This window comes from Humisphaera borealis, from assembly GCF_015169395.1.
GTDB classification, from domain to species: domain Bacteria; phylum Planctomycetota; class Phycisphaerae; order Tepidisphaerales; family Tepidisphaeraceae; genus Humisphaera; species Humisphaera borealis.
On sequence record NZ_CP063458.1, the window covers coordinates 5,443,817 to 5,468,627 of the forward strand.

Annotated in this window: 18 protein-coding genes; 9 read left to right on the forward strand and 9 right to left on the reverse strand. The window is 64.0% G+C overall.

Going from position 1 to position 24,811, the window contains the following annotated elements; genetic code table 11:
- Window positions 1-26: 26 nt before the first annotated feature.
- Both IPV69_RS20415 and IPV69_RS20420 read right to left on the reverse strand, forming a co-directional pair.
- Window positions 27-2,783, reverse strand: coding sequence for a ubiquitin-conjugating enzyme family protein (locus IPV69_RS20415; RefSeq protein ID WP_206291570.1), 2,757 nt, complete (start codon window positions 2,781-2,783; stop codon window positions 27-29).
- A gap of 229 nt (window positions 2,784-3,012) precedes the next feature.
- Window positions 3,013-3,975 carry an ABC transporter substrate-binding protein gene (locus tag IPV69_RS20420; RefSeq protein ID WP_206291571.1) on the reverse strand — a complete coding sequence of 321 codons (963 nt, stop codon included), beginning with the start codon at window positions 3,973-3,975 and terminating at the stop codon, window positions 3,013-3,015.
- Window positions 3,976-4,443: 468 nt separating this feature from the next.
- Here IPV69_RS20420 and hrpA point away from each other — a divergent pair, with 468 nt between their 5' ends.
- Entirely contained in the window at window positions 4,444-6,342 is a 1,899-nt protein-coding gene (hrpA, locus tag IPV69_RS20425; protein ID WP_390884424.1) for an ATP-dependent RNA helicase HrpA, read from the forward strand.
- Window positions 6,343-6,773: 431 nt separating this feature from the next.
- Here hrpA and IPV69_RS20430 read toward each other — a convergent pair whose 3' ends face one another.
- Entirely contained in the window at window positions 6,774-7,049 is a 276-nt protein-coding gene (locus IPV69_RS20430) for a hypothetical protein (RefSeq protein WP_206291573.1), read from the reverse strand.
- A 1,158-nt stretch (window positions 7,050-8,207) separates the two neighbouring features.
- Between IPV69_RS20430 and IPV69_RS27615 the strand changes: the two genes are divergently transcribed.
- Window positions 8,208-8,849, forward strand: coding sequence for a hypothetical protein (locus IPV69_RS27615; RefSeq protein ID WP_206291574.1), 642 nt, complete (start codon window positions 8,208-8,210; stop codon window positions 8,847-8,849).
- 176 nt (window positions 8,850-9,025) lie between these two features.
- Here the strand turns inward: IPV69_RS27615 and IPV69_RS20440 are convergent, their stop codons facing one another.
- On the reverse strand, window positions 9,026-9,412 hold the full coding sequence (locus tag IPV69_RS20440; RefSeq protein ID WP_206291575.1) for an STAS domain-containing protein: 387 nt from the start codon (window positions 9,410-9,412) through the stop codon (window positions 9,026-9,028).
- Between the two features lie 193 nt (window positions 9,413-9,605).
- Between IPV69_RS20440 and IPV69_RS20445 the strand changes: the two genes are divergently transcribed.
- Entirely contained in the window at window positions 9,606-10,292 is a 687-nt protein-coding gene (locus IPV69_RS20445) for a precorrin-2 dehydrogenase/sirohydrochlorin ferrochelatase family protein (RefSeq protein WP_206291576.1), read from the forward strand.
- Between the two features lie 53 nt (window positions 10,293-10,345).
- Here IPV69_RS20445 and IPV69_RS20450 read toward each other — a convergent pair whose 3' ends face one another.
- Together IPV69_RS20450 and IPV69_RS20455 are read right to left on the reverse strand one after the other, a co-directional pair.
- Complete coding sequence (locus IPV69_RS20450) at window positions 10,346-11,611, reverse strand: energy transducer TonB (protein WP_206291577.1); 1,266 nt, start codon at window positions 11,609-11,611, stop codon at window positions 10,346-10,348.
- A gap of 87 nt (window positions 11,612-11,698) precedes the next feature.
- Window positions 11,699-12,751, reverse strand: coding sequence for a hypothetical protein (locus tag IPV69_RS20455; RefSeq protein WP_206291578.1), 1,053 nt, complete (start codon window positions 12,749-12,751; stop codon window positions 11,699-11,701).
- Window positions 12,752-13,089: 338 nt separating this feature from the next.
- Here IPV69_RS20455 and IPV69_RS20460 point away from each other — a divergent pair, with 338 nt between their 5' ends.
- Entirely contained in the window at window positions 13,090-15,717 is a 2,628-nt protein-coding gene (locus tag IPV69_RS20460; protein WP_206291579.1) for a DUF1592 domain-containing protein, read from the forward strand.
- 90 nt (window positions 15,718-15,807) lie between these two features.
- On the forward strand, window positions 15,808-17,091 hold the full coding sequence (locus IPV69_RS20465) for a DUF1552 domain-containing protein (protein ID WP_206291580.1): 1,284 nt from the start codon (window positions 15,808-15,810) through the stop codon (window positions 17,089-17,091).
- Between the two features lie 214 nt (window positions 17,092-17,305).
- On the opposite strand, the gene IPV69_RS20470 is transcribed toward IPV69_RS20465, so the two are convergent.
- From IPV69_RS20470 to IPV69_RS20480, 3 genes are all read right to left on the reverse strand, one after another.
- Window positions 17,306-17,515, reverse strand: coding sequence for a hypothetical protein (locus IPV69_RS20470; protein ID WP_206291581.1), 210 nt, complete (start codon window positions 17,513-17,515; stop codon window positions 17,306-17,308).
- A gap of 234 nt (window positions 17,516-17,749) precedes the next feature.
- A complete protein-coding gene (locus IPV69_RS20475) occupies window positions 17,750-18,451 on the reverse strand; it encodes a DUF2625 domain-containing protein (protein WP_206291582.1) in 702 nt (233 codons plus the stop codon).
- Between the two features lie 37 nt (window positions 18,452-18,488).
- On the reverse strand, window positions 18,489-19,214 hold the full coding sequence (locus IPV69_RS20480) for an ATP-grasp domain-containing protein (RefSeq protein ID WP_206291583.1): 726 nt from the start codon (window positions 19,212-19,214) through the stop codon (window positions 18,489-18,491).
- Window positions 19,215-19,860: 646 nt separating this feature from the next.
- Between IPV69_RS20480 and IPV69_RS20485 the strand changes: the two genes are divergently transcribed.
- The 4 genes from IPV69_RS20485 (at window position 19,861) to tsaE (ending at window position 24,783) form a co-directional block, all read left to right on the forward strand.
- Entirely contained in the window at window positions 19,861-21,021 is a 1,161-nt protein-coding gene (locus IPV69_RS20485) for an IS4 family transposase (RefSeq protein WP_206290457.1), read from the forward strand.
- Between the two features lie 828 nt (window positions 21,022-21,849).
- Complete coding sequence (gene pepF, locus IPV69_RS20490) at window positions 21,850-23,655, forward strand: oligoendopeptidase F (RefSeq protein ID WP_206291584.1); 1,806 nt, start codon at window positions 21,850-21,852, stop codon at window positions 23,653-23,655.
- A 160-nt stretch (window positions 23,656-23,815) separates the two neighbouring features.
- Complete coding sequence (locus IPV69_RS20495) at window positions 23,816-24,280, forward strand: immunity 22 family protein (protein WP_206291585.1); 465 nt, start codon at window positions 23,816-23,818, stop codon at window positions 24,278-24,280.
- Window positions 24,281-24,315: 35 nt separating this feature from the next.
- Window positions 24,316-24,783, forward strand: coding sequence for a tRNA (adenosine(37)-N6)-threonylcarbamoyltransferase complex ATPase subunit type 1 TsaE (gene tsaE, locus IPV69_RS20500; protein ID WP_206291586.1), 468 nt, complete (start codon window positions 24,316-24,318; stop codon window positions 24,781-24,783).
- Window positions 24,784-24,811: the final 28 nt, after the last annotated feature.

The window sequence follows — 24,811 nt, forward strand, 5'->3', positions numbered from 1 at the left end:
GCCGCTACACCGACCCAAGATCCGGTCTACTTGGCCGTTTTCCCGCCCGGCGGACCGGGGTCGGGCTCGAAACCGAAGGCGATGTCGGACTGCTCGTAGGCGTCCTCGGCGTAGGTCGCCGTGTCGTCGTCTTCCTGGATGACCCACTGGTCGTGGACGACAGACTCCTGGCCGACTTCGCCGGGCAGCGCCTCATACGGCGACTCGGGATTCGCGGCCTCGGCGGCCGGATGCCCGGCGACTTCCGCGGGGGCCAGGCCGGAAGGCTCGACTTCCGAGACTTCCGGATAAGGCTGGCCGTCGGCGTACTGTGCCTCAGGCGCGTGTGGTGATTCGACAGCGTATTGCGGCTCGGGATCGTACTGGCCCTGCTCGGCGGCTTCCGGCTGTTCGTAGCCTTCGACGGCTTGGTCGGCGTACTCGCCGGGGGCGGCGTAACCCTCTTCTGCGTAGCCTTCGGCCGGCTGTTCGTAGGCCGCCTCTTGCTGCTCCGGGGCTTCCGGCGGCGGGCCGCCGAGGGGTGCCTGAATCAGTTCTTCCAATGGCGCGATCATGTTGCCCAGATGGCCGTCTGCCAGCGGCAGATGTGCCAGGGTCTCCGGCAGCGGCGGCAGGGCGCGGAGCGTGGGTGCCTTTCCCTTCCCCAGCCGTTTGGGGTCCTGCAACCGATAGCTGAGCTGCGCCGCCAGCGATTTAAGCCGTACCGTCGATACCCGCGCCGTCGTGGCACAGGTTTCCTGCAGCTTCATCTCCTCCTGGTACGACCGCGAGTACTTCGGCGGCACGACCATGTTGCCGGTCTCGGTGTCCCGACCGGACTTGCTCATGATGTCGGCAACCTTCTTCTTCGACGCGGCGTGCTTCTGCTTGCAGTCGTTGATCGTCGCCACCAGTTGCGGGATCGTCGCCGAGCAGCGGTGGAGCAAAAAGTAGGTCGCCAGGCGTTCCTTCCAGGTGCTGAGCGCCGCCAGGTCGACGATGATGTGCCGCCACCGCCGGGCCGCACCGGCGAGTTCCTCCTCCATCGACTTTTTGACTTCCGGTCGCGACAGCACGCGGCAGACCTTGCCGGCCCAGCTTTGCGAATCGCCGTTGTACGCGGCGAACTTCTGCACCGTTTCGATCGTCGACCGCCGCAGGTATTCCAGCAGGACGACCAGGTCGTCGCAGCGGTCAGTCATCAGGAACTTGGTGGGGATCGTCCGCTTGACCGGCTGGCCGTGCTCGTCGACCTCGACTTCTTCATCCGGGCCGGGCGGCGGGGCGGGGAGCGCCACCAGCATGGCGCCGTTGGCGTTGGTCGTCAGGGGCTTGTCACGCTTGTGGTCCCACAGCTCGATCGTTTTGCCGGAATTGTTGCGAATGAGCAGTTCGCCGGCACCGAGATCGACCGATTGCTCAAACTGATACGGGCCGAACCGGCTGCCCTGTCGCTCGATGTAGTAGGCATGAATGCCTTCGGCGCCGTTCTGGCGGATCAATCGTTCGATCAGCCGGGCCTTCTCGGCCATGTCCATGTACTCGCGCCAGCGGACGGCGACTTCCAGCGCCGACGCCTCGCTGCCGGCGCGGTTGAGCACCGGCTCAAAGTCGGCGAGCGTGGCCGCCGCCTCTTTCTTCGCCCCGGCCGCGTCGGATTCGCCGGAATTGATCTCTCGATCCAGCCGCTTGCCCAGCATCGAGTCCGTCGGAATCAGCGACGGCGGCATCTGCTTTTCAACCGCTTCGACGGCCGACCGGATCGCCGCGAACTTCTTCTCGGCGTCGTCGATCATCTTCGGCATCGAGAACTGCAACGGCTGCAGCTTGGCGGCGGGGGGGATTAGCTTGAGCGCGGCCATCGGCTCGTCCGGGTCGGCGGCAGGCACCAGGCCGGCCAGCTTGTCGATCTCACCGGTCAGCGGCGCTTTGGCTGCCGCTAGCGACTTGACCGCCTGCCGCAGCGCCGCGATCCGCCGGCGTCGTTCGCGGACGTAGTCGTACAGCGGCGACATCGACACCAGTTCCCGCGCCGCCTCGTCCAGGTCGCTCGCGACCGACTGCAAGTGCTCCGGAACGTCGTTCTCCATGAACAGGTTAAGCGCCAGACGGGTCTTATTGGCGTAATTCCGGAGTGTCAGCGGGTCGGGCGCCGAGTTGCCGAACAGGGATGACTGCGTCGCCAGGATCGACTGCTTCATCGATTCCAGCGATTGCGGCCCGTACTTGCAGATGCGCTCCAGCGGCTCGCCGCCGGCCTGCGGCGACAGGTTCGCCTGTCCGTCGATCGGCAGGATGCTGTGGTTGGCGGTCAGCCATTCCATTGCCGCGGGGTTCACGGCGTAGTCGGGGTCGTAGCTTCGGTACGCCAGTACGTCGCCGACTTTGCGGATCAGCCCCAGCAGCGTTTCATTCGGGTGCCAGAGGCCCTCGAGGTAGAGCCCTTCGTACGACACGTTGGGATGGAAGATCGCGGTCATCGGCTTGACGACCGGCGCCTGGTTCGGAAAGCCCGGCGGCAGCGCGATCTGCACCGAAGCATTGGCGACGTACTCGAGCTGGCTCGTCCGCGGGTTGACGATGACCGTCGTCAAACGGAAGTCCACCTGGTACGACGACGGCGGGTCACCTTCGAGGGGCGACAGCGTGACATGCGGGTGGTACGCGAACGCCCGCTGCAATCGCCGCCACTCGTTTTCCATCCGCGCCAGCTGGTCGGACGACCAGGTGACTTCGGCGTAGGGATCGCCTCCGACTTGGGGGGGAGTTTGACCGTAGGCGTCGTCCTGGGGGTTGTTCCACATTCTGATGCTGCTGCCAGGGGAGGAAGGTTCGATGTCTCGTGCCCGGCGCTGCTTACGCCCGGCTTCTTGGACCGCATCGAGAGTATACCATCGATCGGCGAGGGGCGAAGACAGAGGTTTGCGGATTGAGAATGGAGGATTGAGGATTGAAAACGCCGCTTTGGTGTGCGGCGACCCTCGATCCTCGATCCTCGATCCTCAATCGTCCAGTTCCCCGCCACGCACTTCCTCATCGCCCGATCAGCGCCTTCACTTCCGGCGATCCGAGGTTTTCCTTGGTGATCACGATCACGCCGGTATCGACATTCGGTTCCACCGGCTTGCCGTCGAGCTTGTTGACGATCACCTTGACCGACTCATACCCCATCTTCTCAGGGTTCTGGGCCACCAGACCCTGGATTTTGCCCTCCTCCATCGCCTTGAGCAGCGGCACCGACTTGTCGAACCCGACAAACTTCACCTTCTGGCTTTCGCCGGCGAGGCCGGCGCGTTCCAGTGCGTTCAGCATGCCCTGCGTGCTGGATTCGTTCGGGCAGAAGATGCCATCGGCATCACGAAGCACGTCGAGCATCGACTCGGCCTTCTTCTGGGCGCTGTCGGCGGTCGCGCCGGCGTATTGGTTGGACGAGATCAGCGTGATGCCGGGCGCTTCCTTCATCGCGTCCATAAAGCCCGCCTCTCGCTCGGCGGTGCTGGCGCTGTTTTCCTGGTAGCGAAGCAGGACGACCTTGCCCTTGCCCCCGAGCACCTCGGCCAGCCGTTTGCCGCCGAGATAGCCACCCTTCTTGTTGTCGGTGGCGACGAGCGAGATGAAGTCCTTGTTCAGTTCGCCGGCCAGGGGCGAATCCATGATGACCACGGGAATCTTCTTACCCGCCGCCTGCTGAACCGGGCGGAGTAGCGCCTTGTCGTCGAGCGGCGCCAGGACAATGCCGGCGACGCCATCGGTGACCATTTGCTCGACAATCTGGATCTGCCCCGCGCGGTCGTCTTCCTTGAGCGGGCCTTTCCAAATGATCTCGACGTTCATCTCGGCGGCCGCCTTCTTCGCGCCGGCCTCGACGCCTTTCCAGTGTTCGTGGGTGGTGCCCTTCGGGATGACGCCGATCTGCCGTTTGCCGGAGCCGGACTCCTTGCAGCCGACAAACGCGAGAACGGACACACACAGCGAAAGTGCGAGCAGGCGGTTCATGATGTTCCTCCGCGACCGAGATGCCCGGCTGCCACGCCGGTGAGAGGGTGGTTTAGCAGAGGGTCTGCCGGGATGCAATTTCGGGCTTTCGACGGCGGAAGAAGGCAGATCACCACGGAGGCACGGAGACACGGAGGGCAACTCGACTACGACGTCGTCTGCGAAAAGATTTGGGGAACCACAGATGCACACAGATCTGCACAGATCAGATGCGTCGGAGATGCATGAGCCAAAACGGACGGACACGGATGTGCCGCAGCAAATAGTGATTGCTGCCTGTCTCGACTATCTGTGCAGATCTGTGTGCATCTGTGGTTCCTCCCGTGTTTGCTCAGAGGACGTCGTAGTCGAGTTGCCCTCCGTGTCTCCGTGCCACCGTGGTGATCTCTCCCGCCGTGCATAGAATGCCATCCCTTGAACGAGCTTTCGAACCAACTCGATTCCCTCTGGCCGCGCGTGGACGACTGCATGCTGCGCGATCGGCCACGCCTGCGATCGCGGCTGCGGGCGGTGCGGAGCGAGTCGCAGAAAAAAACGTTCGATGCCGCCCGCCTGATCGCGACGGTGCAGTCGATCGGGGAGAGGATCGAAGACTCGTCCGCGGAAGTCCTCGCCCGGCGGGCCAATCTCCCGAAACCGACTTTTCCCGAAGAACTGCCGGTCGTGCAACGCCGGGAGGACATCAAAAAGGCGATCGCCGAGAACCAGGTGGTCGTTCTTTGCGGCGAGACGGGCAGCGGCAAGACCACCCAGTTGCCCAAAATTCTGCTCGAACTGGGTCGCGGCGTTACCGGCATGATCGGCCACACCCAGCCACGGCGGATCGCCGCCCGTTCGGTGGCGATGCGGATCGCGAGCGAACTCAAATCGCAGCTCGGGCACGCCGTCGGCTACAAGGTGCGGTTCAACGACCAGACCCGGCGGGAAACCTACGTCAAGTTGATGACCGATGGCATCCTGCTGGCCGAAGCGCAGGCCGATCGGTTCCTGAACGCCTACGACACGATCATCATTGACGAGGCCCACGAGCGAAGCCTGAACATCGACTTCCTGCTCGGCCTGCTCAAAACGCTGCTGCCGCGCCGGCCGGAACTGAAGCTGATCATCACCAGTGCCACGATCGACCCACAGCGGTTCGCGACGCACTTCGGCGAGCAGGGCAAGCCGGCGCCGATCCTGGAGATCTCCGGCCGCACCTATCCAGTTGAGGTGCGCTACCGCGCGCTGGACGACGACACCGATCCCGATTCCGAAGACCTGGCCATCGAAGATGCCATCGTGCAGGCGGCGGGGGAGCTTGCCGCCGAGGGGCCCGGCGACATGCTGGTCTTCCTCGCCGGCGAACGGGAGATCCGCGAAACCGCCGAGGCGCTGCGCAAACACCACCCGGCGGAAACAGAAATCCTGCCGCTGTTCAGCCGGCTCAACGCCGACGAGCAGATGAAGGTCTTCCAGCCGCACCAGCGACGGCGGATCGTGCTGGCGACAAACGTCGCCGAGACGTCGCTCACCGTGCCGGGCATCCGCTACGTCATCGACCCCGGCTTGGCCCGCATGAGCCGGTACAACGCGCGCACCAAGGTTCAGCGACTGCCGATCGAGCGCATCAGCCAGGCGTCGGCCGACCAGCGCAAGGGGCGGTGCGGCCGCGTCGGGCCGGGTGTCTGCGTACGGCTTTACAGCGAGGAAGACTTCGCCAGCCGGCCGGTCTACACCGATCCGGAAATCCTGCGGACGAACCTGTCGGCGGTCATCCTTCAGATGAAGGCGTTCGGCCTCGGCAACGTGCAGGACTTCCCGTTCATCGAACCGCCGGACTACCGCGCCGTCCGCGATGGCTACGCGACATTGCACGAACTGGGCGCGATCGACGACCGGAACGAGCTCACGCAACTCGGCCATCAACTGGCGAGGCTGCCGGTCGACCCGCGCCTCGGCCGCATGGTGCTGGCGGCGATCCACGAGGACTGCCTGGAGGAAGTGCTGGTCATCGCATCGGCACTCGCGATCCAGGACCCGCGCGAACGCCCCATGGAAAAAGCCGCCGAGGCCGACACGGCTCACGCGCCGTTCCGTGACCCGCAGTCAGATTTTCTGGGCTTCCTGCGGCTTTGGGATGCGTTCCACGACCGGCAGAAGCACCTGTCCGGCAGCAAACTTCGCAAGTGGTGCCAGGCGTCGTTCGTCAGCTACGTGCGGATGCGCGAGTGGCACGACGTGCATTCACAGTTGAAGGAAATCGTGGGGGAGTTGGGATTGCAGCAGGCCCGTCGCGCCGCGCAGCAGGTACAGGTCCGTGAGAGCCCCTCAGAGGGTTCCTATCGACGACGCAAGAGAGGTCCGCGCGTCGTGGAACGGGGTCGGTGAAGAGGACCGGGGAACGAATCGGATCGCGACGCGGCCGGGTCTCAACAGAAAAACAGAGGGAGCCACAGAGACACTGAGACACAGAGGGCATTTCGACGGATGCGCTTCATTGCGGGAAGGCGGGATGAATTCATCGAAGCGCGTCGGAGGCTGTCGGCCCTCTGTGCCTCCGTGTCTCTGTGGCATTCTGTAATGCTCGCAGAGAATCTCGTTAGCGGGGCAAAGCCGTGGGATATCAACAAGGGCATGAAGAAGCCCAACCTCACTGACGCTTTCTTCGCGTTCTCTTCGTGCCTTCGAGCCTTCGTGTTCTCTTCGTTTCGGCAACTGGGCTAGGATTCTTAAAACGCCGCGAGCCGGTTGCGACGCGTTGGCAACGCATCGTTCCGGCTCGCGATCTCCCTGTGATTCGTGGTCGTGTCTCTAAGCGATCAGACTTCGCCTTCGCTGTCCTGCGTCTCTTCGAGCATCTTGCGCAGGTAGCCGTTCTCCCGGCGGGTCGCTTCCAGGTCGAACACCAGATACTTGATGCTCAGCCGGAGGTAATCGAGGCTCTCCTGCAGGCTGCTCACCTGCTGGCGCAGCCGTTCATGACGTTCGCGCGTGTCGGTGGCGACCTTCTGCAGCTTCTGCCGCTCGGCCACGGGCAACGTGCTGATCTCCGTCATGAGTTCCGCCAGCTTGGTTTGAAAATCGTTTTCCGACATGGGCGATCGTGCTCCTGCATGCACGGCGACGCACAGGCGGGTCAGGCCTGAACTTGCGTTGCCGGCGGACTTCCTAGATCAAACGGCGTTCCACATCCGTGTGCCGATGGCGATCCTTCCCCTCGTTTCCAGCCGCGAGCCCTTATGCTTTCGCGAGTTACGTGCTCGCAGTCGATCCTGCTTCCGCCCGGCAACCGAAGTCGTCTGCACCAGGGCCGGTTATGCCGAATGTGGCCTGCGGGCATCGTTCCCCGAAGCCCAAAGCGTTCGACGTTGCCGGATGACCACCGCGTTGCGGCAAGGAAACAGGATTCTCGGACGTAGCCGGCGGTTCTTTGCCGCCTCGCGTCCGTCCACAACCTCTGACCGGCTTCGGGGCGACGTTGCGTTAAGGCAACACCGTGCGAACTGCCGGCCACTCGCGACGGACGGCACCTTAGCGGTTCGTCAAGCGCGGCCACAACGACGACTCACGACGCGATCGGTAAAAAGTTTGGACCGCGCGTCAATTCGCGTAAGATGCTCGGGTTCTTTGGATTCCGGCGGATGAATGGCCGGCGGATTTGGGTGATTTCCTTAAGTGACGTCGGCGAAGCGGGTGATCGAGATGAGCAATAGCAACGACGATTTGGCCAGGGCACTGGCGGGCTTGAGCAGCGGCGAACACCACGAGCCCGAGGAGCACGAGCACTACGAAGACCATGGCCATTACGAAGGCCACCACGAACCCGATGCGGTTCATCATGAGCAGTCGGCGTACGCGCCTGAACCCGCGCCCCCTGCACCAGTTGCGCCGGTCGCACCCGTAGCGCCCCGGCAGGCGCCGCCCACTGCCCCACGACAGACGGCTGCCCCGAGGCAGGCCGCCGCCCCTGCGGCGCAACGGCCTGCGACAGGCGGTGCGCCGCGCCGGCCGCTCCTCGCGCCGCCGCCCCGAAAGCCGCCATCCCTGGTGCTCGTCCCGCGTCGGCGCTCCAGCAGGCGCGGCCGGCAGCGCCCGGCACGCGCCCCGCGGCCCCTGCACAGCAGCGTCCTGCCGCCCCCGGCGCACCTGCCGCTGGCGCGCCCGCGCTTCCGGCCGCACCGCGAGCAGCGGTTCCCGGGGCGCCGGTCCGTCCCGCCGCCCCGGCGGGGCAGGCACAGCGTCCGGTCCGTCCGGTGACGCCGGGCAATGTCCCGCCGATGGCGCCGCAGCGGCCGGGACAGCCACCGGCGACCGCCGCGGCCCGGCCCGCCACACCCGCGCAGGACGCACCGTTCGCGATCAATCGCCCGGCCGCGCCGCCGGTCTCGCGTCCGGCTACGCCTCATGCCGAGATGCCGCCAGCCAATGAAGAGCCTGCCGGACCGGTGGAAGGGGTTGCCGTTCACCTGGACGGCGCGACAGCCGGCTACCAGGGAACCGATCAGGCGGCCTCAGGACTTGAATCTGTCGTGGCGGACGACGCCGACGAAGTGAATGTGCCCCCGGCCCCGATCGAATACCTCGGCCATACCCATCATGTGCAGCCGACGAACGGCCCGGCGTTCGTGCCCAAGTATCAGGCGATGAGCTACAAGCAGACGCTCATCCCCATCCTGCTGACCACGGGCCTGTGCCTGGCGGCGCTGGGGGCCTGCCGCTTCGTTCTGCCGCGCGACACCCCGCTGGGGAATCTTCCCATCTTCATTCCGATCATTCTGTTTGTCGCCGCGGCCGCGGCGTTGGCGTTCGGCGTGCTGTCGATGCTGCAGGTGAAGAACGCGCTCGACCAGCAGGCACTGGCCAAGGCGGCCGCCGCTCAGGCCGCCGGGGGATGAGCTTTAAGCCAGAGATGTGCGTGTTCTGAGCATGTAACTGGCCGTCTGGATGGGACGGGTAATCGATGGCGTGGCGAACCCCCGTAGGGTCCGCCTTGGCGGACGCGGTGGGTTGGCGCGATCGCGTGCTCGCGTCCGCCAAGGCGGACCCTACGAACCGAATCCCGCACAGTCCGTCAGGCCTTTTCGGAATCCCCAACCAGTGCCGCCGGCATCGGACGACCGGCGCTCTCGAGAGCCTCTGCGAGGCTGCCCCGTACTTCGAAGAGCCCGTCGAGCTTGGCGCGGTGGAAGGCGTCCATCACCTTCGCTGGGGCACCGAACTCGAACATCCGACCGTCCCTCCGCCTGATCGTATTGCGCAGATTCACAAACAACGCCATCCCGAGACTGGAAACAAATGTCACCTCGCGCATGTCCAGGATAATCACGCTGGGCCGGGTGACGGTGATCTTCGTGAACTCGTAGTCCAGGTTGGAGACGGCCAGACCCACTTCGCCACCGAGCTTGACCACCACCAGGCCATTGTCTTCCACGACTTCAATCTTCAACGGCGTATTCATACTGACTCCTGAACTAACGTCGGGCATCGCTTCCAGGACGGAAGCCCCGTATGTTTGCAGCAGATTGTCATTGGAACAATATGCCTAATCAATCCTTAAGATGCGGATTGTCGGACTCGACGATGCCGCGCCGGTCGCGATGTCTGCCCTGTTGAAGTAACTCGCCGATAGAAGCGATGACAACGCGTGAGAATTGACCCGGGAATGGGCCGCCGACTGGCTCGTCCTCGGCACCCAGCCCATCGGAAACATGAGCTTCAGTTACCCCGTCATGCTCGACCTGACGCAACGCCATGTCGCCGTTTTCGGCGGTGGGGCGGTTGCTGTGCGAAAAGTGCGGGCGCTGCGTCACGCCGGGGTCGCATCGATCGTCGTCGTATCCCCGGATTTCCACCCCGACCTGCCCGCCGAAGTCCGCCGGCTTACAGACATCTATCGCCCCAGCCATCTGGAAGGCATCGATCTGGCGCTGGCGGTGACAAACTCCACTGCCGTCAACGACCAGATCGTCCGTGACTGCCTCGATCGGCGCATCTGGGTGAACCGGGCCGATACCTCGGCCGATCTTCCCGGCGACTTTGTGACGCCCGCCCAACTTCAGAAAGGGCCGGTCATCGTCACCGTATCGGCCGGCAGCGCGTCGCTGACGGCGTCGATCCGTGACGGGCTGGCTGACCGATGGGACGATCGGTGGACGGTACTGGCCGAGACGATGCAGAAACTACGGCCGCTGGTCGTCGCGTCGGCACACCTGCCGCCGGAGCGAAGATCCGAAATCCTGCGACGGCTGGCGGGCGACGAAGCGCTGGAGCGGCTGACCCGCGACGGGGTCGAGGGGTTCAAGACTTGGGCCCGCGAACTGATCGGTGCCGTGAGCTGATCGGCCGCCCGCATCCGGCCAACCCGTCCACTGACTAACGCAGGTAAATCGGACTAACGCAGGTTAAACCGGAACGGCACCACCAGGGTCGATCGCACGGCGACGCCATCTTCGGTCGCCGGGCGGAACAGGTGGCCCCGCAGCGATGTAGCCGCGGCCTCGGCCAGGCGGGGGAAGCCGGCATCGGAAACCACCTGGATTTGCCCGACAGAACCGTCGGCGAGGATCTCCACGAGCAGTTTCACTTCCCCTCTTTCGCCCCGACGACGGGACATTTCCGGGTAAACCGGAGTCGGCAGGTGGTCGCCGTCACGAACGCCGGCGGGAATGCCGGGCTTTCCGGTGGCGGCCGAACCGCCGGCGCCGGTCGCCGCGCCACCCTGGCCGTTGGCGGTGCCGTCGCCGCCGGCAGCTTGCAACGCGGTATTGGCCTGGCCGACGGCGCCGCCAGCGCCGGGCACGTCGGAAAGGGATTGAGCATTGGAAGCCATCGCCGCACCGGCCGTCGCTTCCCCCGCCACTGAAGGTGGTGGCTCCCCGGTCATCGGCCTTGCATCGGACGGCAGGTCGGACGGCGGAGCCGATGGAGCAGCGTGTTGTGCCGTTGGTTCGACCGTGGCGGGCCGGATGTCGAGCTTGCGACGGAAATCCGGCAAAGGCGACTCGACCGCCGACTCGACCGATATCCGCCGTTCCGTCGGCGGCGGCGGCAGGACGACGGACCGTGATGCAATGCCGGCGATTTCCAGAGGTATAGCGGTATCAGTCTCGGGCTGAGTTTCAGTAGCCGCCACGGCCGCCACGGCCGGCGGGGAACTACCGACCGGAGCCTGCGTCATGGTGCGGGCCAGGCCGTCCCAGCCCGGGGGTAGATCCTGTGTACCTTCCCGGTTCTTCAACCCCACTTCCGGACTTGCGTCGCCGAATGCAAGTTCGATGACAGCCGGCCGGCTTTCCCTCACGTACCCGAGGAGCCACCACCCGCCGGCGACAGCGGCTCCGTGGATCGCAACCGACAAAAACCACGACAATGCCGCCGAGCAGGTCAGGCGTTGAGCCCAGGTCGCGGCTCGCGGACGGGTTGCGGCGGATTCAAATACGAATCCGACATCCTCGTCGGTCGCGCTATCGTCGTGCGCCGGCTGGTCCGATTCCTCCAAGCTCGCATCGGCGAATGAATCTGACGCACAAATACAATCGCCGGGACCGCGAAGAGACATCTCTCCTTCGGCCCCGGCGGTGCGAAAATCGAACCGCAGGCAGGTCACGCCGCCAGGCGCCTCGATCGTGCTTAGAAACTGTTCGGTATCGCTACTCATCAATTGCCTGCCGCAGCCGAACTTAGGTGCCGCGGCGATGGTCACCGCATGCTACCCAAGCCCGAGCTGCGACTGTGCAATTTCTGCTCAGAACTCCCAGCCCACGTTCAAAAAGGCGCGGAAGTCCGGCGAATCGTCTGTTACGCCCACCAGCGGCGAAAACGCGATACGCAGCGGCTCGATCGGACGCCACTGGATCGTCGGCCCGACGAACACGGTATGGCTGAAATTGCCGCGATCTTCCTTAACGTCGGCGAAAAGCCATTGCGCTTCGAGGCCCAGGGACAGGACCGAGTCGATGACGGCATACGTCACGCCGCCGGTGACCTGGTACTCGTACTCCCGTTCGCCGCCCAGCTCCATCTCGGCGACCAGATTCACGCCCCAGTGCCAGCGGGGGGTCAGCTCGTCACCCAGGAGGAGCTTGAACTCGAACTGGTCAGGGTCGGCATCCTTCTGAACCCACTCGAAGTAGAGCGTGGGATTACCCCAGATCTTGCCCCAGTCGGCGACCGCCCAGCGGACCTCGAGCTGCTGGCCGACCTTGGTCTCTTCGCCGTCGCCGCCGGAATCGGTACGCAGGTAGAAGTCGACCTGAAAGCGGTAGGGGAGGCCGATGCCGATTTCGTAAAGGGTGCGGATTTCGGTGTTTCCATCTTTCTCGATCGTCGGGCGGAGCCAGTATTCGAACTCGACGACGCCCGGCGGGCGAACGTAGACACGCGTGCCGGGGGTGAAACGACGGGCCGTCCAGCGCGGCTGACCGTAGGGGCCGATCTTGTCTTCTTCACGGAACGCGCCCAGCGCCTCGCCGGTCACGTTAACGGCCGGCATTTCGTACGACGGCATCCGGCCGGCGAAAGGGTTGCCGGGGCGGCGCGGGTCGGCCTCCTGGGTGGCGGCGACGTTGCGGGCGCGGTCGGCGGCCTTGTCACCGGGATTCATGATCGCCTGCAGGAACAGCGGACTGACCTGCTCCGCATCGTCGGATACGCCGGTCGTGTCCAGACCGAAGGGCCGAACTGCCGGGGCCTCGAGCCGGTCGTCTGGTGCGGACTGAGCAAGAGTTGACGACGACAGCATCGCAACAGCGCACCCAAAACCGCAGGCAATCGCCCGCGAAAGAACTGAACGTGACATAAATGACTCCTCAATTCCCTTTGCCGACCGCTTGCCCGCGCAGGGCTGAACAACGAACGGCCCGGACATCATGGGAGAATCGACGGCCGACATCGAGTGTGGGCAATAAGTGCGCGCATTACCACCCTTGCCTCCGGATAACACCGATCCGTGATCTACTGCGGTGAATGTAGGCATCCCCCTATAAGAAGCCTGGGGCGATTACTGCTTGACCGACATGGTCCGCCGTCCCAGGACCCATGCAACACACGCCAAAGAAGGTCGGTAGAGCCATATGATCGCCTCTACACGAGGCTGGCACGTCGTCTTGGCCGATTGTTCGACCTCCGAGTTGGCGCATGCGGAAAACCGTCGTTCTTCTCGACCTGCGCAGCTTCAAGCATGCGTCGTTGGTCGCCTTCCTGGGCGCGGTGGCGTTCTGCGTAAACACAGCCCCGGCCGCCCCGGCGATCGACAAGAGCGTCCGCGCACTCTTCGACACCCACTGCGTCAGTTGCCACGACGCCGATTCGAAGAAGGGAGGCCTCGACCTCTCCTCGGTCTCCGGCGACTTCAAGACGCAGTTCGACACCTGGCTGAAAATCCACGACCGCATCGAGTCCGGCGAGATGCCCCCGGCCAAGGCCAAACAGCGGCCGACGGCGGCGGAGACCGAGCCGGTGCTCAAACAACTGAAGTCGCAACTGACCGGCGCCGAAAAGTCCCGCCGTCAGCCCGGCGACGGGCGCGCCGTTTACCGGCGGCTCAACCGCACCGAATACGAGAACACGCTGCGCGATTTGCTCGCGCTGCCGGGGCTGTCGGTGAAGAACCTGCTTCCCGACGACGGCCGAGTGAACGGGTACGACAAGCTCGCCGGCGCACTCGATCTGTCGCACGTGCAGTTGTCCAAATATCTAGAAGCGGCCGATGTCGCACTGACCGCCGCCACTGCCCCCCACGCCGCCTGGCCGCAGGTCTACAAGAACCGCCTGTACGCCGGCGATTCGTACGCGTTCAAGATCGTTCTGACCAACGGCGACGCTATCCCGATCAAGGATTTCAAGTACGACGACACGCTGCTTCCCATCATCCGCGAGGACGCCGACCGCCCGAAGCTCGGCGAGATGGAGAAGGAAAAGAAGTTCCCCTACACCGGCTCGGTCGGCCTTTTCCGCCACGAGGACGACGCGTTTCGTCCGAAGTTCAACCCGTTCATCGCGTCGTACGCCGGCCGCTATCGCCTTCGCATCTCGCTCTGGTCGTTCCAGTACGACAAGGGACAGATCCTGCCGAGCCTGAGGACCGAGCAGGCCTCGCTGCGGGCCGATTCGCGGCTGATCGGCTACTACGATGCGCCGTCGCTCAAGCCGACCGTTCATGAAGTCGAAGTCTGGCTGAACGAGGGGGAAGAGATCTGCTACAACGCCGCCTCGCTCTGGCCGGTGCGCGTCAGCGAGCGTAAGGGCAAGGCGGCGGAGTATGTCGGCCCGGGGATCGCCGTGGACTGGCTGGATGTCGAGGGCCCCATCTTCGAGCAGTGGCCGCCGGCGAGCCATCAGCAACTCTGGGGCGATCTCCCCCTGGCTCCCATTCCCCGTGGCAAGCCCGCCGAAACCGACCCCCGCCTGCCGAAGCGCACGCCGATCAAGGCGATCCGCAACGCGCCGCGGATCGGCCCGATCACCTACGGTGCCGTCACATCCGCCGCCCCGGATACCGATGCCACCCGACTGCTCAAGGATTTCTTACGGCGGGCCTTTCGCCGAACCGTCTCAACCGAAGAAGTGAACCGTTACTTGGGGCTCTTCAAATCGCAGCTCTCCGACGGCGCCGGCTTTGAAGAGGCGATGCGCACCACCTACGAGGCCGCCTTGTGCTCGCCGGAGTTTCTGTTCCTCAAGGAACCGGCCGGCAGGCTAGACCCCTGGGCGGTCGCCAGCCGGCTGTCGTTCTTCCTTTGGAACTCGGCCCCCGACGACGAATTGCTTTCGCTGGCCGAGAAGAACAAGCTGGGGCAGAAAGATGTGCTGCGCGAGCAGGTCGAGCGGATGCTGAAAGACCCCAGGTCCGAGCGGTTCGTCGAAGACTTCACCGACCAGTGGCTCGACCTGCGCGACATCGATTCCACCACACCCGACGGGCGGCTTTACCCGGAGTTCCGGCCCAACCTCCGCGACGCGATGCTCGCCGAATCGCGGGCCTACTTTCGGGCGATGGTCGACGGCGATCTGCCGACGACGGCGGTTGTCGATTCCGACTTTGCCTTCCTCAACCAGCGCCTCGCCGAGCATTACCGCATTCCCGGCGTCGAAGGCTCGGCGTTTCGCAAGGTGTCGCTGCCGCCCGACGCCCATCGCGGCGGATTGCTGACGCAGGCGAGCGTGCTGAAGGTGACCGCCAACGGCACCACGACCAGCCCGGTGAAGCGCGGCGCCTGGGTGCAGCGGAAGATCGTCGGCCGCCCGCCGGAACCGCCGCCGCCCGACGTGCCGGCGATCGAGCCCGATGTGCAGGGCGCTACGACCGTCCGCGAGCTGCTCGACAAGCACCGCAACAACGCCGCCTGCGCAGCCTGCCACACCCGCATCGATCCGCCCGGCTTCGCGCTGGAAAGCTATGACGTCATCGGCGGCTGGCAGGAGCGCTACCGGTCGCTCGGCCAGGGCGACGCCGTTCCAAAGGAGTTCAGCTTCGGCCGGGCCGCCAGTTACAAGTTCGGTCCGAAGGTCGACAGCGCCGGCCAAACCGCCGACGGCAGGGCGTTCGACGAGATCGCCGGCTTCAAGAAACTGTTGCTCGCCGACGAGAAGGCCTTGGCGCGGAATCTGGTCAACCACCTGGTGATCTATGCCACCGGCGCGCCGGTCGGCTTCACCGATCGCCAGGCGGTCGAACAGGTGCTCGAAAAATCCGCCGCGAGCAAGTACGGCATCAAGACGCTGATTCACGAGATCGTGCAGAGTCCGTTGTTCTTATCGAAGTGATACCGCACTGGGAAAGCCGAGCTCCAGCTCGGCTATCCCTGGTTGCGAAGAAAAAGCCGAGCTGGAGCTCGGCGTTCCCAGGAGTCCCCCATGGCCGGCCGTTCCCTCTCGCGTCGCACCTTCCTCCGCGGCACCGGCGTTGCGCTCTCGCTTCCGCTGCTGGATGCGATGATCCCCGCCCTGGCCCGGGCCAAAGCCGTCGAGGCCGCCGCCCGGCCCCGGCGGATGATCGCCATCCAGACCAACATGGGCATCCTGCCGCAGTTCTTCTTCCCCGAAGGCACCGGCAAGGACTACAAACCCTCGGAATACCTCAAGGTGCTCGACGGCTACCGCGACCGCATGAGCGTCTTCAGCGGCGTATCGCACCCCGGCGTGGATGGCGGCCACGCCGCCGAGGCATCGTTCCTCACCGCCGCCCCGCACCCCGGCAGCGGGGCGTTTCGAAATACCGTCTCTCTCGACCAGCTTGCCGCCGAACAGATCGGCCCGGCCACCCGCTTCCCGACCCTCGCCACCCGCATCGGCAACGAACGCGGAAGCCTCTCTTACACCCGCGGCGGCGTGATGATCCCCAGCGAGCGCAGCCCCGCCGCGCTCTACCGGCAGATGTTCGTCCAGGGCACCGCCAAAGAGATCGACGCCCGCCTGACCGATCTCCGCACCGGCCGCAGCGTGCTCGATTTCGTCAACGACAGTGCCAAGCGAATCGAGAAGGATCTGGGCCCGAAAGACAAAGACCGCCTCGACCAGTACTTCACCAGCGTCCGCGACCTAGAGAAGAACATGGTGAAGTCCGAAGAGTGGGAGAAGAAGCCGAAACCGAGCGTAGCCGTGCCCGAGCCCAAGGACGTGGACGGCCGGCAGATGACGGCATCGCACAAGCTGATGTACGACGTCATCCGCCTGGCGCTCGAAACCGACAGCACCCGGCTGGTGACCGTCTTCATCAACACCATCGGCAACGCCAGCGACATCGCCGGCGTCACCCACGAAACCCACTCGCTGACGCACCACGGCAACCGTCCGGAAACGCTGACCGAATTGAAGACGATCGAGACCATGCAGTTCCACGCCCTGGCCGACCTGCTCAAAGGGCTCGACGCGACGAAGGAAGGCGAGCAGACCATGCTCGACCGCACGATGGTGCTCTACGGCACCTGCATGGGCAGCGCCAATTCCCACTCCAACATCAACCTCCCCGCGATCCTCGTCGGCGGCGGTTTCCGCCATGGCGGACACGTGGCGTTCGACACCAAAAAGAACCACCCGCTGCCCAACCTCTACGTGTCGATGCTCCAGCAACTGGGACTCGAAATCGACCGCTTCGCCACCAGCACGGGCACGATGCGCGGGATTGAGGTCAAGGCGTGATCCCAATCCCTCCGCCGGTATCCCGCCGGAGGGCCAGGGTGGGGATTGTTTCCTGTGGGGAAGCCGTATCCGCCGCGACCGGACAGGGCACGACGAACACCCAGGCCAACAACGCGGCCATGCCGATCGATCGGAGCGGTGGGTTCATTCCCAATGGCTTACCGATCTGCAGGGCTGCACGCAAACGGATCGCCCGTCACATCTGGATGGCGAGCTACTGTCCCTTCGGCTGCCGCATGGCTCGCGCGATCATGTACGTTGACCCCGACGCGAGCCCGATAAAGACCAGCGGTATCAGCAGCGAGAAAATCCTGGGCGTCTGCCCCGATTCTGACGGCAGAAGGCTCGCCAGCGGATGAAGCAGGGCGGCCACCACCCAGTACGCTACATTCACAACGAGTACGTTCCGGTTGGATGGAGTCATGGGCATCCTGCAGAGTTAGAGACGTGGCGGCCAGTGGCGTTAATCCGCCTGGCCAATGCGGTGATCATAATCGATCGGCCGCCGGCGGATGCGCCATCCGCGTCTGCAAAAGGCGTCCGTGACACGGCTTTCCTAAGCCGTGCTAGGTGCGTCCGAGCACGGAAAGCCGTAAATCCCGGGTCGTCAATTTGCGTCGAGGAGTGCCTCAACCAGACCACGGCGTACAAGGGCGAATCAGCGGTCCTGGCCCGGCGACCCAAGCTGGTTCCGAAGATCCATTTGTAGTCCCCAAGCCTCCTCGATCGGAACTTCCATGCGCTGGCCGCAGCCTCCCGCACCTTCTTTTGTGAAGAGGAACGGGTAGAACGCGTAGCAGCGATCCCCGTGCAGCGTGCGCACGTCGGCGTCCCAGCCGGGCCAGCGAATCCACTCATAGAATTGGTCAAGCTTCCCAGAAAATGCCCACTGGAGAAACTCGGAGTAGCCCATCTCGGTAGGCTCCCATTCAAGCGAATCCGGGGCGAAGTAATACAGATTTTTTCGGTCATCCCCCAACGCGCCGCCATTGATAGCAAAGAATCCGCCGACGGCGTCGTCGGCGACGAGGAAAAAACCGTCACTTCGCCCGGCATTCCACGCCGGCAGCGTTCGAGTCACTTCCGCGTTGCCGGAACCCAGGATGCGAAGCCAGCCGCCGTCCACGACGATTCCGCCGGTTTCGTAGACGACTGCCCCCATGGCAGAGCGTGTCGTCACTTGGGTCTGAAACAGTGCATCATCCCGTGTGTGTGATGGCGGCAGGACATCCACGGGACGGACGGCCGCCTTAACCCACTCTCGTACAAGCGGGAAAGCGGGATCGTCTCGGTTGATGAGTTCGTGCAATGGCCGCATCGCAATGGCACTACCGTAATGGCGGGTAGCATTGAGTGCCATGCCAACGCTCGAACGTCTGAGCATGTCATACGCTTGGTCAGACCGCCGCCCAGATAGCGGCAAACGCGGAAGCCGTCCATCCTACTAAATCGGAGACTTGGCCGTCCCCGACCTCGACCACGCGCAGCACGCCATCGTCGCGACGGATGACGTCAACCGAGAAGTAAGGAGACGAGATTCGCGAGGCCACCTGATGAATCAAGTCGGGCGCGGGTTGACCATCGGGTGAGAATGGCCTGCCGTTCAGCACAAAGTAACGCCGCTCAGACTCGGCAATGAACGATTCCACACGACGGACGCAAAGCCCGCCCTCGATCATGCCCCTGAACCGCTCCATCTCCGCGACGACGGATCCGATCTCCGATGGATCTTTCACGATGGAACCGCGCGAGGTCTTTAATGACTTGACGTAATCCTTGATGAAGAACTCGTCCCATCCGAGCGAACGAAGTTCGGTCTCGAAGTCAGCGGTCAAGGGAATCACAAAAGTCTCGGGCGTGAACTCCGCAATCAGTGGATACCAGTTGGGGAGGTGGTGCGTCGCGAGGTACTTGTCAGGCGACGTCAGCGGAGTCGCGGTAGCGGCACCGATCGCCGCAGCAAGCCGATCGTACTCCGTCGCATTCAACATCCAGCCACGGTAGACGACCGTCGCGCCGGCCGGCATGTTGCGAAGCGGCTTGCCTTCCTGGATTACAGAATCCGGACAGAAAGATGCCGAGTACCCCGATTGGCGGACCGCCAACAGTTGATCGGCGAACATTTCGTCGACCGTAGCCGGTCTCAGAGGGTGAGCCGGGAATAGGAAATGCGTCATCATGTCGCCGGATTACGTCAGGCCGTTCGATTGCCGCTACCTACACATCTGACAAGAGCTCGCTTCGCAACGGACGAGAACGCGCCCGCTCGGTCCGGCACAAGCGAAGTTGGCTTACGAGCGGATTAATCATTGCTACCGTGATGTTGACCGCAAGTCACGCCTCGGGAACGCCGTGCTCCAGCTCGGCGTTCCCGGGCGCAGTTCCGGTGGAAGTATCCAGCGCTTCAGCGAAATCTCTGGACAACCAAGAACCGTACACTATACTAACATACATGCTTTGTCATGCAAGCCTTTTCTCCGACGGTTGTTCACAGGACCGGGGCACTCATACGGTTCACCTGCTGGACCCGCTACCCGAATTCGAGCCTCGGGTTCGTTCGGCTGAAAAGGTGATTGAAGATGAAGGCCTGCTGGCGTGTGACGCACCTTGCACGGCTTGGAAAGCACAACTGTCCGGCATTTCGACGCCGTGACATTCGCAAGATTTCGCTCTTGCGCTTTCTGATGCCGCGTGGCATAGTTCGCGCCCGTGGCGGTCCGTCGTTCATCCTCGCAGCAGCAACCGACGCCGTCGGACCGACGTCTGGCCGTGCGCCGCTCCGGGAATCTCCTCGACGAACATCTCCATCGTCTGGCGGCGCTGCCGGCTCACGGCAACACCATCCTCGGCCGCGACCAGTTGGTCAAAGGCCTGCTCCTGTCGTTCTTCGATCCCATGGCCCGATCGCTGCGACGCATCGAAGACTGCGGCGACTTCCAGGGCGATCTGCGACTCGACAAGCTGGCACGCTCGACCACCGCCGACGCTCTTGCAGCGTTCGACCCTCAGCTGCTCGTGCCGCTGATCGACGACCTGCAGCAACGTGTCCCGAATCTCGGCGACGCCGACGGCCTCGAAGGGATCACCCGGCAGATCATCGCCGCCGACGGCACTTACATGACCACGCTGTGCGATGTGGCCTGGGCGATGCGCCAAAAGAACCGCGACGGCGGCGTGCAGGGACAGGTCCGCGCCAACGTCCAGCTCGACGCCGGCAACTGGATTCCCCGCGTGCTGACCGTCAGCGGCGACGACGGGCATTCGGAGGCCGCGGCCTTCGCCGCCGACCTCCTGCCCGGCGTGCTGTACGTCGTGGACCGCAACTTCGTCGAGTTCGGCTTCCTCGGCGCCGTCCTGGACAAGGGCAGCGACTTTGTCGTTCGTATCAAATCCAACCAACCGGCGATGACGGTGGTCCAGACCCTGCCGCCGTCGGCGGCGGACGTCGAGGCGGGCGTGATCGCCGAGGAAGTGGTGAGACTTCCCGGCCGCGACGCGCCGGCGGGCCTGTTCCGCTGCATCACCATCGAGAGCACCGACCGATCGGGCGAATCCCAGGCACTGCGGCTGCTGACCAATCTTCCCGCGGCGACGGTCGGGGCTCACGTCGTCGGCGCCGTTTACCGGCTGCGCTGGCAGATCGAGCTGTTTTTCAAGTGGCTCAAGACCTGGGCGGGAATGGACCACCTGCTGAGCACCAGCCGCAATGGGATCACCACGCAGCTGTACATCGCGGTGATCGCCGTGCTGATGATGTACGTGCAGAGCGGCTACCGCGTCAGCGTCTACGCCCTGGCGGCGCTGGGCCGCGTGGCCCGGGGCCAGATGTCGATCCAGGAGGCGATGGCGGTGATCGCCAAACGCGAGCGAGAGCGTTCGCTGGAACGAGCGCGTCAGGCCCGGCTGCGGGCACGCAAGAAGCTGGCCTGAAGCCACGACGTTCCCGCACACCCTGATCTGAGGGTGACGCCGCCGCATGCGCGCCATCAGCCGCGATCGCAAGCAAAGCCGAGCGACTCTGGTGAAATGAGGATGTGCCAGGTCATGGCTCACGCTGGAATTGGTAAATTGCCGGACAGTTGTGCTTGGAAAGCCGTGTCACGCACAGCGGGCCGGCAGTCAAGTTTCTCGGGTTCGTTTGGCGATCTCGGGTTCGTTTGGCAGAGGGAGGTGGAAGATGTACGCTTCGAACGGCTGTCAGAAGCATCGTGCATCACGCACGGGCTGGAAGCCCGTGTCACTGATGGGGTCGCTTGGCAGTGCGATCTCGGGTTCGTTTGGCGGCGCGGCGAGGCGGTCGGCTTGGGTTCGTTCGGCAATCTGGCATTTTCGGGCCGCTGGCGCGGGTACATGCGACTTTAGATCTTCGGTATTTGATGCACCGGATCGGTGTGAGCTTTACGCCAGGTGACGCGCTCCGCTGCGGGTCGCGGCTAACCACTCGATTGCGGCGCAGCGTCTCCGGATCGGTTAGCCGCGACGCGAAGCGGAGCGTGTCACGTGCCCTTGCGCGTGTACATCTCGGGTTCGTTCGGCGGCGTGGCATGCCGTCGCCTTGGGTTCGTTCGGCAATCCTGAAAGGAGCGAGGTCCACCGGAACCGCATGCTGCCCGGTCCGCCGGTGTACGCCGGAGGAGGGGACCGTTCCGCGATGCTCCATCCTCAGTTGTCTATCCTCCATCTTCCATCTTCACCCGCTCGCCACCGACCGCCCCGGCTACACCTGGCGTGGGTTCTCCTGTAAAACGGTGCCCCTCTATGGCCAAAACCCAATCCCTGCCGCCGCGTGCCAAAGTCAAAACCGCCGACACCTGGAATCTCGATTCGCTCTTTAAGAGCGACGCCGACTGGGAGAAGGCGTTTGGCGAGTGGGAAAAGCAGATCGCCGGGTTCGAGAAGTTCCGCGGCAAGCTGAAGGAGTCGGCCGAGATGGTCGCCGCTTGTCTGAAGTTTGACGCCGCCATCGATCGCATGGGCGAACGGCTGGGCGTCTATGCGTTCCTGAAGACCGCCGAGGACCAGGGCAACAGCGACTACCAGCGGATGAAGGGGCGATACCAGCACGTCTCGACCAGGGCCGGCGAGTTGGCAAGCTTCATTCGGCCGGAACTGCTGGCGATCCCCGACAAGAAGATGAAGGCGTTCCTTGCCGACCCTTCCCTGGCCGACTGGAAGCTGGCGCTGGACCGGGTCGTTCGGTACCGCCCGCACACGCTCGGCGACAAGGAAGAGCAACTGCTCGCGATGCAGGGGCAGATGTCGGACGCGGCCAACCAGATTTTCCGACAGCTCAATGACGCCGACCTGAAGTGGCCGGCGATCAAGAATGAGAAGGGGCAGAAGGTCGAGCTGTCGCACAGCTCGTTCTCGGCGTTCCTGCATTCGCCGAGCCGGGCGGTGCGGAAGGAAGCATTCCATACGTATTACGCGCAGTTCGACGCCCACAAGAACACAATCGCGGCGAGCCTGAACGGGTCGGTGCAGCGCGACGTCTACTACGCCAAGGTGCGCAATCACCCGTCGGCGCTGGAGGCGGCGCTCTTTCCCGACAGGATGCCGACCAGCGTCTACACCAACCTGATCGACAGCGTTCACGCCAACCTGCCGGCGGTGCACCGGTACCTGGAGCTTCGTCGCAAGAAGATGAAGATCAAGGACATCCACCAGTACGACACGTATGTGCCGATCCTGTCGGACCTGGACAAGAAGTATTCGTGGGAGCAGGCGACCAAGGCGGTAATCGAGTCGCTCGAGCCGTTGGGCACGGAGTATTGCAAGACGCTCAACGACGGGCTGTCGGCGGCCCGCTGGAGCGACCGCTACCCCAACCAGGGCAAGCAGAGCGGAGCGTTCAGTTACGGCACGTTCGACGGGCTGCCGTACATCATGATGAACTACCAGCCGACGGTGCTGGATCATGTGTTCACGCTGGCACACGAGGCGGGGCACAGCATGCACAGCTGGTACTCGGCGCGGAACCAGCCGTTCCAGTACTACAACTACACAATCTTCGTCGCCGAGGTGGCCAGCACGTTCAACGAGCAGTTGCTCGCCCGGCACCTGATGGCCAAGGCGAAAACGAAGCAGGAGAAGGCATACCTGATCAACCGTCAGATCGACGGCATCCGCGCGACGCTGGTGCGGCAGACGATGTTCGCGGAGTTCGAGAAGGTGATCCACGCGATCGTCGAAGCGGGTGAGCCGCTGACGGTGGACAAGCTGCGGAGCGAATACCGCAAGCTGCTGGACCTGTATTTCGGCGAAGACTTTGTCATCGACAAGGAGCTGGAGCTGGAGTGCCTGCGGATTCCGCACTTCTACCGTGCTTTCTACGTCTACAAGTACGCGACGGGGCTGAGCGCGGCGATCGCGCTGAGCGAACGCGTGACCACGGGCGGCGCGAAGGAACTGAACGACTACCTCGGCTTCCTGAAAGGCGGCTGCTCGAAAGACCCGCTCGACCTGCTGCGCGGGGCGGGCGTCGATATGGAGAAGCCCGACGCGGTGAACAGTGCGATGGCGGTGTTCGACCGGCTGGTCGGAGAATTGGATGAATTGTTGTAACCCAGGGAAAAGAGCCACAGAGACACGGAGGCACGGAGAGGTATCTGGTCCACGATCTGATTCAGCGTTCAGGCTCGATGCAGGTGCTGAGGCATCGAAATTGAGACGACTCTCTGTGCCTCTGTGTCTCTGTGGCTTTCAACTCTCGTAAGCAGGCCTCATGAAGAATCGAAAGAAGATCACACGCGACGGTCCCCCACACTTTGGCGAAGAAGGGCGTGTCTCCATCTGGGTGGGCATCGCGCCGCTGAAGAAGGTGCCGAAAGACTACTTCGACGAGAACCACGAAGACGAGGATGCGCCGATCGATCAGTTCGCGGCGGATTTCGGCTTCGGCTACTACAGCCACGACCTGGTCGAGCTCAACGACGAAGAGCCCAAGCCCCGGCCGACCCATGAGCTGCTGGCGTTTCACTCGTATTCAATGTCGTTCATCGACGAAGCCGCGGCCGCAGCCGCCAAGGCGGGCGTGAAGACGTCGCAGTTCGCCGTGGTGATGTTCGACTTCGACTATAACCCGAAGGTGACCGGCGTCTCGCGGAACGCGTACCTGCAGTTCATCGGCAGCTTCGACTACGACAAGGACGCGCCGGTGGCCGCCGAGGACATCGATGTGACGGAGTAGTTCCGGGTGGCATGGGCGAGCGTACCCGCTAGCCCATGCCACCCAAGGTGAACCTCTTGCTGACTGAAACCCACGAATCCTCGAGCGTCGAGCAGACCGAGCAGATTGCCGCGGCTCTGGCGGCGACGCTTGTCGGCGGGGAGGTGATCGCGCTGCACGGCGATCTCGGCGCGGGCAAGACACAGTTCGTTCGCGGATTGGTGCGCGGCCTCGGCGGCGATCCGCTGCGCGTCAGCAGTCCGACCTACGTGCTGCTGCACATTTACGCACAGTCGCCGGAATCCGCCGACGCGATGCGGCTGGCGGTGTTCCACCTCGACGCGTATCGCGTCGGCGGGGCGGACGACTTTGAGGCGATCGGCTTCAGCGAACTGCTGGAGCAGGGCGGCGTGGTGGTCGTCGAGTGGCCGAGCCGGGTGGCGGAACTGCTGCCGAGCGAGCGGATCGAAGTTCGGATCGAGCCGACTGGAGAAAGCGCCCGGCGGATCACGATCAGCAGGTAGGCCTGCCAGGGCCCGTGCGGTTCAGCTG

What these genes read in the sequence shown, in the direction of transcription:
- IPV69_RS20415 (WP_206291570.1), bottom strand. Translation starts at nt 2,783, where the DNA reads ATGTGGAACAACCCCCAGGACGACGCCTACGGTCAAACTCCCCCCCAA.
- IPV69_RS20420 (WP_206291571.1), bottom strand. Translation starts at nt 3,975, where the DNA reads ATGAACCGCCTGCTCGCACTTTCGCTGTGTGTGTCCGTTCTCGCGTTT.
- hrpA (WP_390884424.1), top strand. Translation starts at nt 4,444, where the DNA reads ATGCTGCGCGATCGGCCACGCCTGCGATCGCGGCTGCGGGCGGTGCGG.
- IPV69_RS20430 (WP_206291573.1), bottom strand. Translation starts at nt 7,049, where the DNA reads ATGTCGGAAAACGATTTTCAAACCAAGCTGGCGGAACTCATGACGGAG.
- IPV69_RS20440 (WP_206291575.1), bottom strand. Translation starts at nt 9,412, where the DNA reads ATGAATACGCCGTTGAAGATTGAAGTCGTGGAAGACAATGGCCTGGTG.
- IPV69_RS20450 (WP_206291577.1), bottom strand. Translation starts at nt 11,611, where the DNA reads ATGAGTAGCGATACCGAACAGTTTCTAAGCACGATCGAGGCGCCTGGC.
- IPV69_RS20455 (WP_206291578.1), bottom strand. Translation starts at nt 12,751, where the DNA reads ATGTCACGTTCAGTTCTTTCGCGGGCGATTGCCTGCGGTTTTGGGTGC.
- IPV69_RS20460 (WP_206291579.1), top strand. Translation starts at nt 13,090, where the DNA reads ATGCGGAAAACCGTCGTTCTTCTCGACCTGCGCAGCTTCAAGCATGCG.
- IPV69_RS20465 (WP_206291580.1), top strand. Translation starts at nt 15,808, where the DNA reads ATGGCCGGCCGTTCCCTCTCGCGTCGCACCTTCCTCCGCGGCACCGGC.
- IPV69_RS20470 (WP_206291581.1), bottom strand. Translation starts at nt 17,515, where the DNA reads ATGACTCCATCCAACCGGAACGTACTCGTTGTGAATGTAGCGTACTGG.
- IPV69_RS20475 (WP_206291582.1), bottom strand. Translation starts at nt 18,451, where the DNA reads ATGGCACTCAATGCTACCCGCCATTACGGTAGTGCCATTGCGATGCGG.
- IPV69_RS20480 (WP_206291583.1), bottom strand. Translation starts at nt 19,214, where the DNA reads ATGTTCGCCGATCAACTGTTGGCGGTCCGCCAATCGGGGTACTCGGCA.
- pepF (WP_206291584.1), top strand. Translation starts at nt 21,850, where the DNA reads ATGGCCAAAACCCAATCCCTGCCGCCGCGTGCCAAAGTCAAAACCGCC.
- IPV69_RS20495 (WP_206291585.1), top strand. Translation starts at nt 23,816, where the DNA reads ATGAAGAATCGAAAGAAGATCACACGCGACGGTCCCCCACACTTTGGC.
- tsaE (WP_206291586.1), top strand. Translation starts at nt 24,316, where the DNA reads ATGCCACCCAAGGTGAACCTCTTGCTGACTGAAACCCACGAATCCTCG.